12 protein-coding genes are annotated in these 13,344 nt (G+C 32.5%); 10 read left to right on the top strand and 2 right to left on the bottom strand.

Annotation, left to right across the window (positions count from 1 at the left end; all coding sequences use genetic code 11):
- Nucleotides 1–3 precede the first annotated feature (3 nt).
- The 7 genes from BIV18_RS05295 (at nucleotide 4) to BIV18_RS05265 (ending at nucleotide 6,686) form a co-directional block, all read left to right on the top strand.
- Nucleotides 4–1,530 (top strand): ABC transporter substrate-binding protein, encoded by a 1,527-nt coding sequence (locus BIV18_RS05295; RefSeq protein ID WP_075659618.1) that lies wholly within the window; start codon nucleotides 4–6, stop codon nucleotides 1,528–1,530.
- Nucleotides 1,531–1,594: 64 nt separating this feature from the next.
- A complete protein-coding gene (locus tag BIV18_RS05290; protein WP_075659617.1) occupies nucleotides 1,595–2,524 on the top strand; it encodes an ABC transporter permease in 930 nt (309 codons plus the stop codon).
- Between the two features lie 7 nt (nucleotides 2,525–2,531).
- Nucleotides 2,532–3,374: an ABC transporter permease gene (locus tag BIV18_RS05285; protein ID WP_075659616.1), complete on the top strand. Its 843-nt coding sequence runs from the start codon at nucleotides 2,532–2,534 to the stop codon at nucleotides 3,372–3,374.
- 1 nt (nucleotide 3,375) lies between these two features.
- On the top strand, nucleotides 3,376–4,332 hold the full coding sequence (locus BIV18_RS05280; RefSeq protein WP_075659615.1) for an ABC transporter ATP-binding protein: 957 nt from the start codon (nucleotides 3,376–3,378) through the stop codon (nucleotides 4,330–4,332).
- 2 nt (nucleotides 4,333–4,334) lie between these two features.
- Nucleotides 4,335–5,126, top strand: a complete 792-nt coding sequence (locus tag BIV18_RS05275) for an ATP-binding cassette domain-containing protein (RefSeq protein ID WP_178385796.1) — start codon at nucleotides 4,335–4,337, stop codon at nucleotides 5,124–5,126.
- 92 nt (nucleotides 5,127–5,218) lie between these two features.
- Complete coding sequence (locus BIV18_RS10950; RefSeq protein ID WP_235860792.1) at nucleotides 5,219–5,848, top strand: metallopeptidase family protein; 630 nt, start codon at nucleotides 5,219–5,221, stop codon at nucleotides 5,846–5,848.
- The gene (locus tag BIV18_RS05265) at nucleotides 5,841–6,686 is read left to right on the top strand and encodes a DnaJ domain-containing protein (RefSeq protein ID WP_075659613.1); all 846 of its coding nucleotides are present in this window, start codon (nucleotides 5,841–5,843) and stop codon (nucleotides 6,684–6,686) included. Before BIV18_RS10950 ends, BIV18_RS05265 begins: the two co-directional genes overlap by 8 nt.
- A 36-nt stretch (nucleotides 6,687–6,722) precedes the next feature.
- Here BIV18_RS05265 and BIV18_RS10320 read toward each other — a convergent pair whose 3' ends face one another.
- Nucleotides 6,723–7,430 carry an RNA polymerase sigma factor gene (locus BIV18_RS10320; RefSeq protein WP_083635533.1) on the bottom strand — a complete coding sequence of 236 codons (708 nt, stop codon included), beginning with the start codon at nucleotides 7,428–7,430 and terminating at the stop codon, nucleotides 6,723–6,725.
- Between the two features lie 92 nt (nucleotides 7,431–7,522).
- Nucleotides 7,523–9,088, bottom strand: a complete 1,566-nt coding sequence (locus BIV18_RS05255) for an SH3 domain-containing protein (RefSeq protein ID WP_075659612.1) — start codon at nucleotides 9,086–9,088, stop codon at nucleotides 7,523–7,525.
- A 118-nt stretch (nucleotides 9,089–9,206) separates the two neighbouring features.
- Here BIV18_RS05255 and BIV18_RS05250 point away from each other — a divergent pair, with 118 nt between their 5' ends.
- The 3 genes from BIV18_RS05250 to metG all read left to right on the top strand — a co-directional run bounded on the left by BIV18_RS05250 (nucleotide 9,207) and on the right by metG (nucleotide 13,342).
- On the top strand, nucleotides 9,207–10,109 hold the full coding sequence (locus BIV18_RS05250) for an alpha/beta fold hydrolase (protein ID WP_075659611.1): 903 nt from the start codon (nucleotides 9,207–9,209) through the stop codon (nucleotides 10,107–10,109).
- Complete coding sequence (locus BIV18_RS05245) at nucleotides 10,110–11,048, top strand: phosphoglycerate dehydrogenase (protein ID WP_075659610.1); 939 nt, start codon at nucleotides 10,110–10,112, stop codon at nucleotides 11,046–11,048.
- A 335-nt stretch (nucleotides 11,049–11,383) separates the two neighbouring features.
- The gene (gene metG, locus BIV18_RS05240; protein ID WP_075659609.1) at nucleotides 11,384–13,342 is read left to right on the top strand and encodes a methionine--tRNA ligase; all 1,959 of its coding nucleotides are present in this window, start codon (nucleotides 11,384–11,386) and stop codon (nucleotides 13,340–13,342) included.
- Nucleotides 13,343–13,344 lie beyond the last annotated feature (2 nt).

The following is a 13,344-nucleotide window of genomic DNA, read 5'->3' as shown; positions in this document are numbered from 1 at the left end:
AATATGAAGAAAAAATTAATTATAGCAATGCTTTTAGCACTTTCGCTTTTTATGGTGGCTTGTTCCAACAAAGGAGATACCAAGGCTGAAGGAAAAGTTCTAAAAGTTGCAGTTTCAGAAGATGCACAGACTCTTGAACCTAATGATTTAAACGACGACTATGCAGAAAATATTTTAATTCAAGTTTACGACACTTTGGTAAAAAGAAATTCTAAGGGTGAACTTGTAAATTCCATTGCAGAGTCAATTAAAACACCAGACCCACAGAGCTTTAAAATAAAAATTAGGGAAGGAGTTAAGTTTTCCAATGGAGATCCACTTACAGTTGAAGATGTAATATTTACTTTACAAAGAGCGGCAGCAAGTGAAAAGTTTAAATCTTTTTATGGAAAAATTGATCCCAATTCTTACAAAAAAGAAGATGATTTAACTTTCTCCTTTAAATTAACAGAACCAGATGCAGCTTTTTTAAACTCGCTATCACATCCAGCTGTTTCTATTTTGTCTAAAAAATATGTGGAAAGTGGAGCAGATCTCGCTAATGCACCAATGGGTACTGGACCTTTTGTATTAGACGAATGGGTTCAAAATGATCACGCAAACTTTTCTGTAAATGAAAATTATTGGGGCGATGCTCCAAAAATTTCTGGAATCGAAATGAAGGTAATACCAGAAGCTTCCCAAAGAATTATTGAACTTGAAAGTGGTGGAGTTGACCTTGCATATAAAGTAGATCCGTCAGAAATTCCAAATATTGAAGAAAATAAGGATTTAAAACTTTATAGAAAATTAGATAATTCAGTTCATTTTATTGGATTTAACATGGACAAAGCTCCCTTTGACAAAAAAGAGGCTAGAGAAGCTATGGTAAATGCAATTGACATGAATTCAATTTTTGAAACTGTATATATGAATAGTGGAAAACTTGCTACAAGTCCAATTAATCCAAATTTCAAATATTCTATTGCAGATTCACTTAAACCAAATGTCGTGAATAAAGAAAGGGCAAAGGAACTTTTTGCAGCCGCAGGAATGGGAGAAGGAACAAATCTTTCCATTTATACATCTGACAACACTCAAAGAGTAAATGTCGCAACAATGATGCAAGCACAACTAAAGGAATATGGCATTGGCCTTGATGTAGAAAGACTTGAATGGGGAGCATTTATAGATGCACTAAAGAATAAGGAACACAATATGTTTATCATGAGTTGGAATCCCTCAGTTGTCGATGCACATTATGAACTTTTTCAACCTTTCCATTCCTCAAATAAGGGCCAAGGACCAAACTATATGTACTTTGGAAATGAAGAACTTGATAATTTAATAAAAGAAGGTATTTCAACTATTGATGAAGCGAAGAGGGCTGACATCTATAAGAGAGCTCAAGAGCTTATCAATAAAGAGTATCCATGGTTATACATCTGTTATGGCGAAACGGTTGTTGCTGGCAATAATAGAGTTGAAGGACTAGATCTTCTTCCAAAATACCCACAAGAACTTAAAGATGTAAATCTTTTAGAAAAATAATTTTTTAAATTCACCAAGGTATTCTTTGGTGAATTTGTCTTTTCTACAGAAGAAAGGATTAGATATGACTAAATATATATTAAAAAGACTTTTAATATTAATACCAACACTTTTAGGCGTGAGCTTTATAGTGTTTTCACTTTTATATTTATCGCCGGGAGATGCTGCCCTTGCAGTAGCAGGGCCTGATGCAACTAAGGAAGCTGTAGATGCTATAAGGGAAAATTTGGGGCTAAATCAGCCCTTTGTAATTCAGTATGGAAATTATTTAAAGAATTTAATTTTTCACTTTGACTTAGGCACAAGTTATCAATCTGGTAGATCTGTAACAGCGGCTCTTATTAGAGTCTTTCCAACGACAATTAAACTTGCAAGTGGCGCCCTTGCCATTGCAGTAATTATGGGAATTATCTCGGGTATAATTGCAGCTCTAAAGAAAAATACTTTTATCGACTCAATTATAACAGCCCTTGGCATGGTTGGACTTGCAATGCCAATTTTTTGGTCAGGACTTTTACTTATAATTGTATTTTCTACGAAATTAAAGGTGCTTCCTGCATCGGGCTTTTCATATTTAAAACAGATGATATTGCCCTGGTTTGCACTGGGTTTTCAGTCTTCCGCAGTAATCATGAGAATGACAAGATCTGCAATGTTAGATGTTCTCGACAAGGATTATATTAGGACTGCCTATGCAAAGGGACTTAGCAAGAGGAAGATAATATTTGTCCACGCGCTTAAAAATGCAATGATCCCCGTTATAACTACTATTGGGCTTCAAGCTGGTGGCCTTCTCGGTGGAAGTATTTTGACAGAAACTATTTTTTCCATTCCTGGAATTGGAAGGCTAATGGTTGATTCTATAAAAACTAGGGACTATCCAATAATTCTCGGTGCAATTATGCTTATTGCAATAGTTTATTCTGTGATTTCAATTATTGTCGACATTCTCTATGGATTTATAAATCCGAGGATCAAGTCAGAGTATAAGTAGGTGAACTATGTTAAAGAGATTAAAAAACTTTTTTAAATATTATAGCAGAAATAAAATAGCAGTAGTTGCCCTTGGATTTTTAATTCTATTAATTTTTGTAGCAATTTTTGCGGATGTGCTTTCACCCTATGATTATACAGAGCAGTTCCCCAAGGATAATTTTTTAAAACCAAGTAGCGCTCACTTAATGGGCACAGATAATTTTGGCAGAGATATTTTTTCAAGAGTCCTTCACGGAGCGCAGGTTTCTCTAAAAATTGGATTTACATCTGTAATAATTTCAACGATAATCGGAGTAATTATAGGTGCTTTTGCAGGCTACTACGAGGGGGTTTTTGATTCTATAATCATGAGAGTAATGGATACAATTTTATCTATTCCACAACTTGTACTTGCGATTGCCCTTGCAGCTGCTCTAGGCAGCGGAATGAAGAATTTAATTTTAGCAGTTTCTCTATCTTCTATACCAAGCTATGCTAGGATTGTAAGAAGTCAGGTAATGTCTATTAAAAACTTGGAATACATTGAATCGGCTAGACTGTCTGGCGTAAAAACTTTTAAATTAATTTTTGCTGAGATACTTCCCAATTGTTTTGCACCAATAATTGTGCAAGCTACAATTGGAGTTGGAACTGCAATTTTATCTGCGGCATCTCTTTCCTTTATTGGGATGGGAATTATGCCGCCAGAAGCGGAATGGGGACAAATGCTTTCTGAAGGGAGAGCCTATATTAGAAATTATCCACATATAACTCTATTTCCAGGCCTTGCCATTGCCCTTACAATTTTAGTTTTAAATATTGTGGGCGATGCCCTTAGAGATGCCTTTGATCCAAAATTCAGGAGGTAGTATGTTATTAGAAATAAAAAATCTTGAAGTCTTTTTTAAAAGTTCTCAAGGAACAGTAAAAGCTGTGAACAAAGTGAATATAAATACGCGTGACGGGATGACAACTGCCATAGTTGGCGAGAGCGGTTCGGGCAAATCTGTAACATCCCTTGCAATAATGGGCCTAATTGACAAGTCATCTCTTGAAAAAATTTCTGGTGAAATAAATTTTGAGGGGAAAAATCTTTTGGAATTTTCAGAAGAAGAACTTAGAAAAATTAGGGGAAAGGAAATATCCATGATTTTTCAAGAACCAATGACTTCGCTTAACCCAGCGCTAAAAATTGGCTATCAAATGTCTGAGGTTTATAGGACTCATTTTAATATGGATAAAAAAACTGCCAAGGAAAAATCAATTGAGATGATTAAAAAGGTTGAGATAGATAGAGCAGAAGATATTTATAATTTATATCCCCACGAACTTTCAGGGGGAATGAGACAGAGAGTTATGATTGCCATGGCACTTTCTGCATCTCCAAAACTTTTAATAGCAGATGAAGCTACCACTGCCCTTGATGTTACAATTCAAAGGGAGGTTTTGGAGCTAATGAAAAAATTAAAGGAAGATATGAACACTTCTATAATTTTCATAACTCATGACCTTGGTGTAGTATCCGATATTGCCGATTATGTAAATGTGATGTATGCAGGAAAAATTGTTGAAAGGGCAAGGGCAGTAGATATTTTTAATGAACCACTACATCCCTATACTAAGGGACTTATTAAGGCGATACCTACTGTATATAAAAAAAAGGACGAGCTATACACAATTAGAGGTTCGGTGCCAAATCCGATTAACTTACCTGATTGTTGCTACTTCTGTGACAGATGTGATGAGAAGATGAAAATTTGTGAAGAAAAAGTTCCAGAGGAGATCGACATCAATGGGCACAAAGTCAGCTGTTTTTTGTATAGGTGATAATTATGGACAAAACAATTTTAGAAGTAAAAAATTTAAATAAAGAATTTAAAATAAATGGCGGTGAAGTTTTAAAGGCAGTAAAGGATATTTCCTTTGATTTAAAAACCTCTCATACCCTTGGCGTAGTTGGCGAAAGTGGCTCAGGAAAATCTACTCTTGCAAGGTGTATAATGGGCCTTTATCCCGATGCAAAGGGTGAAATAATTTACAAGGGGAAAAATATTTTAAAGGAAAATCAAAGGGAGTTAAAGGAATATCGAAAAGACGTGCAGATGATTTTTCAAGATCCCTATTCCTCCCTTAATCCAAGAAAAAAATGTAAAGATATAATTGCAACGGGCATAAGAAATCTATTGGGCGAAAGGGACAAGAAAAAAATCCACAAAAAAGTTATTGAAACTATGGAAATTTGTGGGCTTTCAGAATATCACGCCGATAGATATCCTCATGAATTTTCTGGAGGACAGAGGCAAAGAATTTCTATTGCAAGGGCTCTTGCAGTAGATCCAAAAATAATTGTGGCAGATGAACCCACTTCTGCATTAGATGTTTCTATTCAAGCACAAATAATAAACTTAATGGAAGATTTACAAAGGGATCTTGGACTTAGCATGATTTTTATATCTCACGACCTTTCAGTTGTAAGGCATGTGGCAGAAGATGTACTTGTAATGTACCATGGTGAGTGCGTGGAGTATAATAATTCAGAAGAAATTTTTGAAAACCCAAGAGAGGACTACACTAAAAAGTTATTGTCATCAGTGCCGGGCAAGACCTTGGCAGAAATTTAAGACGTGTAGAAATTTTCTTTCGGGGGTATTATAATTAAATAGAGTAGGTAAAACTGTAGAATTCTACAGTTTTTTATTTTGGAGGTGACAAGATGCTAAATGATTACATAGAAGGCGATGAAAATTTGCTTGGAGATAATTCATTCACTGAGGAAGATAAAAATAAAATTAAAGTTTCATTAAAAATAAGGGATGAATTTTTTGAAAAAGAAAATGAAATTGATGAAGATAATGAAAGTGAAAGAGAAATCTTATATAATAAAGAAGGGGAGTCTGCACCTTTAAATAGCGAAGGATTTTTAGAACAAAGTCCTAAAGAAAATAATGACTTTTACGACGAATATTATTTGGATAGGATAGATGAAGTCCAAGAAATTTTGGAAAAAATTTGCGAAAGCATACCATCTTATGCCTATGAACATCTAAACGGTGGTATAATTCTAACAGAAGAGGTAAAGTATCACGAAGAATCTCGCAATGACGATTTACTCATAATGGGCGAATACCAAAGGTCAATGCTTGGCAATATGATAAAAATTTATTATGGCTCCTTTATGGAGATGTATAGATTTTCATCGAGGGAGATCTTAAAGAAAAAGCTAGAGGAAGTTTTGCTCCACGAGTTCACTCATCACTTGGAGTTTTTAGCAAATGAGTGGGGACTTGTAATCGAAGACAAGAAATTTTTAGAAGAATATAGAAAAGGTAAAGTTAATGAATAAAATTTTAGGATATTTTTATAAGGGCTTGGGCAAATTTTTTGACCTAATCTTAACTTTTTTAATAGTGATAGTAAATATTGCCGTGGATTTATTTTCTGCGATAAGGAAATTTTTCTTATACGTCATATCCATGGGAGGTTGTTTAATAATATTGATATTTTTAAATCCCTTTGCGTGGGTGGGGATTGCTCGCAATAGATGGTTATCCACAATAATAACTCTTGCGATAATCGTGCCACTACTGGGAAATGTTTCAGAATCCTTTCTTAAATATATTCACTACATGGTAACTGAATTTTTCTACGATAGGGCAGATCATTATCTTCTTGGAAAAGAAAATGAATTTGAAAATATTTCTGGCTATGGAAGGGCTTATTGGGAGAAAAAAGAGAGAGAAAGAATTAAACAAGAGGAAGAAAAGAGAAAGAGAAGAGAAGAAGAATTTAACCAAAGGTTTAAAGAATTTGGCGGATTTACATGGACAACTTTTGACGACTTTTCTCAGTTTGAAGAATTTTTTAGACAAGCAGGCTATGGATACTATGACGGTCAAAGCTCCAATTATGACAATTATGGAAATTATGGTAATAATTCATCACAAGGACAGAGATATGGATTTAAAGAGCAATATGAAAGTGCCTGCGACACTCTCGGTGTAAATTATTCTGCAGACAAATATGAAATTAAACTTGCCTATAGGAAAATGGCAAAAAAATATCACCCAGATCTAAATAAAGAAGAGGGAGCAAAGGAAAAATTTCAAAAAATAAATGCAGCCTATGAATTTTTAAATGATTCAAATATTGAGATGTATAAAAAAATGAGTGGTGTAAATTAAAAAGGACCGATGGGTCCTTTTCTTGTATCAAGAGTTTTATTTATATTTAATTATTTCTCTTGCCATTTCATAATATTCATTTACATCCATTTTTTCACCGGCGAGAAGTGAATATTGGATACTCCTATATTGAAAAATTAGGTTTTTTGTAACCTCTTCTATTCTTTCTTCTGAACCAATAGCTAGGTTAAAGAAGGGATCTTTTTTTGACCTTTCAAGTTCTTCTGGAGTTGCATCTTTTTCATCTGCTAGGAATAAATTTTCAACTCTTGAATAATAAACTGGCACTTCATTAATATCCCTCATTTCATTATAAGGTTGTTCTGAAATTGGCTTTGAAGTTTCTGGATATTTATCAACAAAGAGAATTACTTTTTCCCCAACTTCATTTAAAAGGAACTCATCTTCGCCATTTGAAACACTACCTATATCCGCCCTATCTAAAACAAATTCGTCTGGAAATTCTCTCTTTCTCTTTTTATACTTCGTATAGCAAAAATTTTTTAGAATTGAAAAAATCCAAGGTTTTAGTTTATTAAAATCTTTTAGACTATTTATATTTTTGTAAATTGATAAGAAGGTGTCCTGCAGTACATCTTCTGCATCGTCTTTGTTTCCCAAAAGGAGAAGTGCAGTGCGATATAATATTAAATTGTACTCTTTATACAGGAGGTTAAAGGAATATTTATCACCATTTTTTAATTTTTCAAAATTTTCTAAGGTAAAATTATTATCTTGATTCATTTTATCCTCCTTTGATGCATCTAATTATAAGACTATTTAGGATGCAAAAAGGTTCATTAAAAAAATCAAAAAATCCCCACAAAAGTGGAGATTTAATTTAAAGTTTTGTCAGAGATCCAACCAGTTGTATTTTCGCCTGAAACTGTACTTTTAACTTCTACATGGCACCAAATTCTTTCGCCTTGTTCGATTTTTGTCTCCAAGATGTAGAGTTCAGTTCCCTTTTCCAAAATTTTTATTATTTCAGAATCAACACTGGGTTCTTTCCTCAAGTTTGCCTTTTCTGTTGCTACATTTCTATAAGTGTGAAGTAGTTCAGAAGATTTTTTTGCCGTCTGTGCTGCATCTGTGTAGTCATTTTCTTTTTCAAAATTTTCCCTTTGAACGCCCTTTTTATTCAAATCAATGGCGTTTTTGCTCTCAATTTCTTTTTTTAAAGTTGTCGCTTTTGCAGATTCAGGCACCACTTCAAGATAGGAATTTAAAAGTGAAAGTGCATTACTAATTTTGTTTTCCGTGTATAAACTTTTTACATTAGTCAAAATTATATTGTCAATGGAGAGGAGTTTATCTTGTGCTGAACTATAGTTTTTATCGTCTTCTTGAATTACTTTTTTAAAATTAGAGGCAGAGTCAATATAATTTTTTTCTCTGTAAAATTCAATACCTTTTTGATAAAATTCGTTAGATTGAACTAATTTCTTTAATTTTTCAATTTCCTTTGAAATTTCTGGAGTTGTTTTTTCCTTTGTAGCTTCTTTGTAAACCTCAAGAGCTTCATTATATTCGCCGCTTAATGCCAAAGCTCTTGCATCTTCAATTTTATTTTCATTTCGAGAAACTACTGTAAAATTAATTATAAGTATAGAAATTATTGACAAGATAAATATTAAAACTAAGGAAAAGAAGATGATTTTTCCTGAAAATTTTCTTGGCTTTTTTAAGCTAACATCGTTAGTTCTGTCGCTTTTTAGGCTCTCAATATTGGGGGCAATCTTTGATAAATTTGTTTGAGTTAAGTGAGTTTCCAAAGTTTTTAAATTAATATCCGATGTAGACCTCGTGTTTTCAATTACATTTAAAATTTTTGAATTTATAAGTGGTTCAGTCAAATTGTTTAACACAAAACTTTTATTTCTGCCACAAAAATCACACTCGGTGTTTTCCTTTTCATTTATAAAACCACAGGCACAGCGCCAAAAATCAATTTGATTTTCTCCGTAAGTTTTAATTCCTTCGCCAAGGGTGTCCTTTATTTGGGCACGTTTTTTTTCTGGTATTACAGGAAGATTGATTTCATATTTTTTTTCTGAACAAGGTATAGTTTTGCCATCACAAGTGTATTTTGAGATGTAAATATCTATTGCCCTTGCATCATAAAATCTCTCGTCCAATAAAAAAGGATCTAAAAAATATCTCGTGTAAGGTTTTATGTTTACTGATTGTGCAAAATAAAATTCTTTGCCATTAAACAAATAAAATTTATCAATAGATTTAAACTTTACAGCAAATTCTATATTAGTTACATAAGAGTCTGTTGCATTTAATATATCAATTGCTATTGCAAAATCACCGCTAGTGAGTTCGGCATTAGCAATTTGAATTTTTTCATTTGTATTAAAGCTAAGTTTTGTGGGTAAGGTTCTAAAAAAACTCATAAAGACTCCTTTCTATTTATTAATTAATTATAATCTACTTGAAAAATTTTTACAATATGGCTCTATTTACTAAATTATGGCTTTATCATATAATCTAATCATAGAAGAGAGGTGGAAGATGAATTTAAAAAGAAATTATGTGGATATAAGGGGCGAAAAAATTTTTTACCTAGAAAACGAAGGTAAATTAGACAAAAATATTTTATTTATACATGGAAATATGTACTCATCTTCTTGTTTTATAGAAGTTATTAAAAGTTTAGAGGATTACAAAATTTTTGCGCCAGACATGAGAGGATATGGCAATAGTTCTTATAACAAAAAAGTTACATCAATAGATGATTTTGCTTCGGACATAAAAGAATTTATTTTAAAACTTAATATAAATAATTTTACCGTGGTCTCATGGTCTCTTGGCGCTGGAGTTGCCCTTGAACTTTCAAAGGATAGGGAAATAAATAATAGAATAAAAAATCAAGTTTTCTTAGCTCCAATTGGCTATGAACCTTATAGTGTTAATGGTGCAGACGTTCTTACAAGTAATTTTCAAGAATATTTGAGCAATTTTGACTTTATTAATCCTCAAAAAAACTTGGAAATCTTTAAGGGACTAATGACCTTTAATATGGGTTTAATTGAAGATAGTTTTGCAAGCATAGGCATGAAGGGCGATGAATTAAAAAAAGATAATATTAGAATTTTATTTAAAACCTTTATATACAATGTGAATATGCCAGGAAAGGAGGAATTTGAGAGAAATATAGACTCTGCAATTAAGCAGAGAAATTTAGAGGAAGTTGCGAAAATTTTAAGGAATTATAAATATTTTGGTGGAAAGCTAAACAAAAAGAGTACAGTTTTGCACGGCTATGATGATAGGGTAATTTCATACATGGACGGAAAATTTTTGGCAGATGAATTAGGTGCAAGATTTGAAAAACTAAATGATTGTGGACATTCTGTAATGACGGATAAAAAGGATTTTGTAGTAAAAATAATAAAAAAATTTGTGGAGGAATAAATGAAAGTTTTATTAAGCAAAGGTATGGCAAGAAAATACGGCGACACAATAAGAAAATTGGGCTATGAAGTAATTGGTTACGATGAAAAAAATCCCAATGAAGTTGAAGACTATGGCGAAGATATTTTAATTGGTGACATTAATTTAAAAAATATAAATTATAAAAATCACAAAAATCTAAAATATATATTTTTAGCATCAGTTGGAATTGATTTTTTGGATTTAGATTACATTAAAGAAAAAGAAATAATTTTATCCAATAACAACGGAGCATACGATGATCCTATTGCAGAGTGGATAGTCTATGGACTCCTTCAAATTGACAAAGAAGATAGAAAAAATATTGAAAATCAAAATAAAAAAATTTGGGATAAGAGAAGTTTTGCCTACAATTTATATGGCAAAAAGGCTCTTTTCATGGGTACTGGAACAATTGCGATAGCTGGAGCAAAGAGATTAAAGGGATTTGATATTGAGTTAAATGGATTTAATACAAGTGGTAGAAAAGTTGAACCCTTTGATAATGTCTATTCAATAGAAGAACTTGATGAAATTCTTCCGCACATGGACTATATTATAATGTGCCTACCAGTAACAGAAAAGACTCACCACATACTTGATAAAGAACGCTTTGAAAAATTAAAGGAAGGCGTAGTAATAGTGAATATATCAAGGGGCGCAACAATAGATGAAAATGCACTTGTAGATGCAATTAAATCTGGAAAAATAAGAGGAGCGGCACTTGATGTATTTGAAGAAGAACCATTAAGCGAGTCATCACCACTTTGGGAAATGGAAAATGTCTACATCTATCCACATATTTCCTTCTCCTGCGAAGACTTGGGCAAAAGGCAATTTGACACAGCCTATCAAAACCTAAAGGCATTAAAAAATGATGGAGATTTTAAAAATATAGTGGACTTTGAAAAGGGTTATTAATTTAAATAAAGAGTTTCTTTATTTAAAGCGGAGAAAAATCCTTTGTGCGTAAAAAATATTTGAGATGTTAAATAATTCTATTGTAATTTTAAAGGATTGTGGAAAAAACAAGAGTAATAAATATTTGTTTAAAGAATATTAAGTAGAAAATAGGGTTAAAATCCAAATTTGTTTTTTATAAAAATTATCAATTTTTCTTGTATTAGCAAGGGTTAAATTGATTTTATGGCTAAATTCAGTTATAATTATTTTAACAAAGATAACAGTTTATCGAAATTTTGACAGATTTTGCCAAGACCTTATCCTACGGGATTAGGTTTTTTTATGGAGGTTTTATGAGTAATAAGAAATTTTATGTTACAACGCCAATTTATTATCCAAGTGATAATCTTCACATTGGGCATACTTACTGCACCGTGGCAGTTGATTGCGTTAAGAGATTTAAAAAAATTAAGGGCTATGATGTATTTTTTACTACTGGTACAGATGAACATGGTCAAAAGATAGAGGAAAAGGCTAAGGAATTTGGCATGAAGCCAAAGGATTATGTCGATGGAATTGTTAAAAATATAAAAAAACTTTGGAAAATCATGGATATTGACTACGACTATTTTGTTAGATCGACTGATGAGGATCACGAGAAAGATGTTAAAAATATTTTCCAAAAACTTTATGACAAGGGCGATATTTATAAAGGCGAATATGAAGGTTATTATTGTACTCCTTGTGAATCTTTTTGGACTGAGGCACAACTTGGCGAAAACAAAACTTGTCCTGACTGTGGAAGGGAAACTCAGTTAACTCACGAAGAATCTTATTTCTTTAGACTTTCTAAATATAAAGATAGACTTTTAAAATATTATGAAGATCATCCAGAATTTATTGAGCCCGCTTTTAGAAAAAACGAAATGATAAAAAACTTCTTTGAAGGCAAAGATGGTCTTGAGGATCTTTCTGTTTCTAGATCTACTTTTGATTGGGGAGTTAAGGTTCCCTTTGACGACAAGCATGTTGTCTATGTGTGGATTGACGCTCTTGCTTGCTATTTGACAGCTATTGGCTATGGCACTGATAAGGAAAAATTCAATTCTTATTGGCCAGCTAGTGTCCACTTTGTTGGAAAAGAAATCATGAGATTTCATGTTATTATTTGGCCCGCTCTTTTAATGGCACTTGATTTACCGCTTCCCGAAAAAGTTTTTGGACATGGATGGATTTTATTTGACAACGACAAAATGAGCAAGTCTAAGGGAAATGTCATTTATCCTGAACCAATTATCAAACTTTACGGTGTTGATGCTCTTAAATATTTTTTACTTCGTGAATTTTCTTTTGGTTCTGACGGTTCCTTTAATATTGAAAAATTTATGCAAAGACTTAATTCTGATTTGGCAAATGACCTTGGAAACCTTCTTTCAAGAACTGTTTCCATGATTGACAAATACAATGAGGGTTTAATAAATGACATGGGCGTAAGAGAAGATGTTGACGAGGATTTAGAGAACCTTGCCGTTTCTGTTGTGGATGAAGTTGAAGCAGCAATGGAACACTATCAATTTTCTGTTGCTCTTGAGTCAATTTGGAAACTAATTAGAAGATCTAATAAGTATGTTGATGAAACTGAACCTTGGAAATTAGCTAAGGATGAAGATAAAAAGGATAGACTTAACACAGTTTTATATAATTTGGCAGAAAGCTTAAGAATAGTTTCTATTTTAATTTATCCTTTTATTAAGGATACTTCTCTAAAGATTAGAGAGCAACTTGGTTTAAGTGATGAAATCAATTGGGAAGATTCAAGGGTTTTTGGCTTGTTGAAAGACGACACAAAGGTCAACAAGGGTGAAGTTATTTTTCCAAGGCTTGATATTGAGGCTGAAATTGAAAGATTTAACGAAGAGAACACCGCTCTTTTAAATTCAAGAACTATTTCTGAAGCTAAAGAAGAGGATAAAGAAAACATAAAAAAGGAAGTTAGTATAGAAGATTTTGCAAAACTTGATATAAGAGTTGCAGAAATTGTTGATGTTGAAGATCATCCTAATGCAGATAAACTCTATGTTCTAAAATTAAAAATAGGTGATATTGATAGACAAATTGTCTCTGGAATTAAGGAGTACTACAAAAAAGAAGATTTAGTTGGAAGAAAAATTTTAATGATTTTAAATCTAAAGCCAATTAAATTAAGGGGCGTTGAATCTAATGGTATGTTACTTGCAGCAGAAGATGACGATGGAAATTTAACACTTGCATCAACTTTATCTGAAATTAAATCGGGAGCAAAAATTAGTTAGGA

Source organism: Peptoniphilus grossensis, assembly GCF_001940285.1.
GTDB lineage: Bacteria > Bacillota > Clostridia > Tissierellales > Peptoniphilaceae > Peptoniphilus_A > Peptoniphilus_A faecalis.
Note: the sequence above shows the minus strand (reverse complement) of the source record. Positions and strands in the feature narration are given on the sequence as shown.

Coding starts and splice junctions, on each gene's coding strand:
- BIV18_RS05295 (WP_075659618.1), top strand. CDS start 4: ATGAAGAAAAAATTAATTATAGCAATGCTTTTAGCACTTTCGCTTTTT.
- BIV18_RS05290 (WP_075659617.1), top strand. CDS start 1,595: ATGACTAAATATATATTAAAAAGACTTTTAATATTAATACCAACACTT.
- BIV18_RS05285 (WP_075659616.1), top strand. CDS start 2,532: ATGTTAAAGAGATTAAAAAACTTTTTTAAATATTATAGCAGAAATAAA.
- BIV18_RS05280 (WP_075659615.1), top strand. CDS start 3,376: ATGTTATTAGAAATAAAAAATCTTGAAGTCTTTTTTAAAAGTTCTCAA.
- BIV18_RS10950 (WP_235860792.1), top strand. CDS start 5,219: ATGCTAAATGATTACATAGAAGGCGATGAAAATTTGCTTGGAGATAAT.
- BIV18_RS05265 (WP_075659613.1), top strand. CDS start 5,841: ATGAATAAAATTTTAGGATATTTTTATAAGGGCTTGGGCAAATTTTTT.
- BIV18_RS10320 (WP_083635533.1), bottom strand. CDS start 7,430: ATGAATCAAGATAATAATTTTACCTTAGAAAATTTTGAAAAATTAAAA.
- BIV18_RS05255 (WP_075659612.1), bottom strand. CDS start 9,088: ATGAGTTTTTTTAGAACCTTACCCACAAAACTTAGCTTTAATACAAAT.
- BIV18_RS05250 (WP_075659611.1), top strand. CDS start 9,207: ATGAATTTAAAAAGAAATTATGTGGATATAAGGGGCGAAAAAATTTTT.
- BIV18_RS05245 (WP_075659610.1), top strand. CDS start 10,110: ATGAAAGTTTTATTAAGCAAAGGTATGGCAAGAAAATACGGCGACACA.
- metG (WP_075659609.1), top strand. CDS start 11,384: ATGAGTAATAAGAAATTTTATGTTACAACGCCAATTTATTATCCAAGT.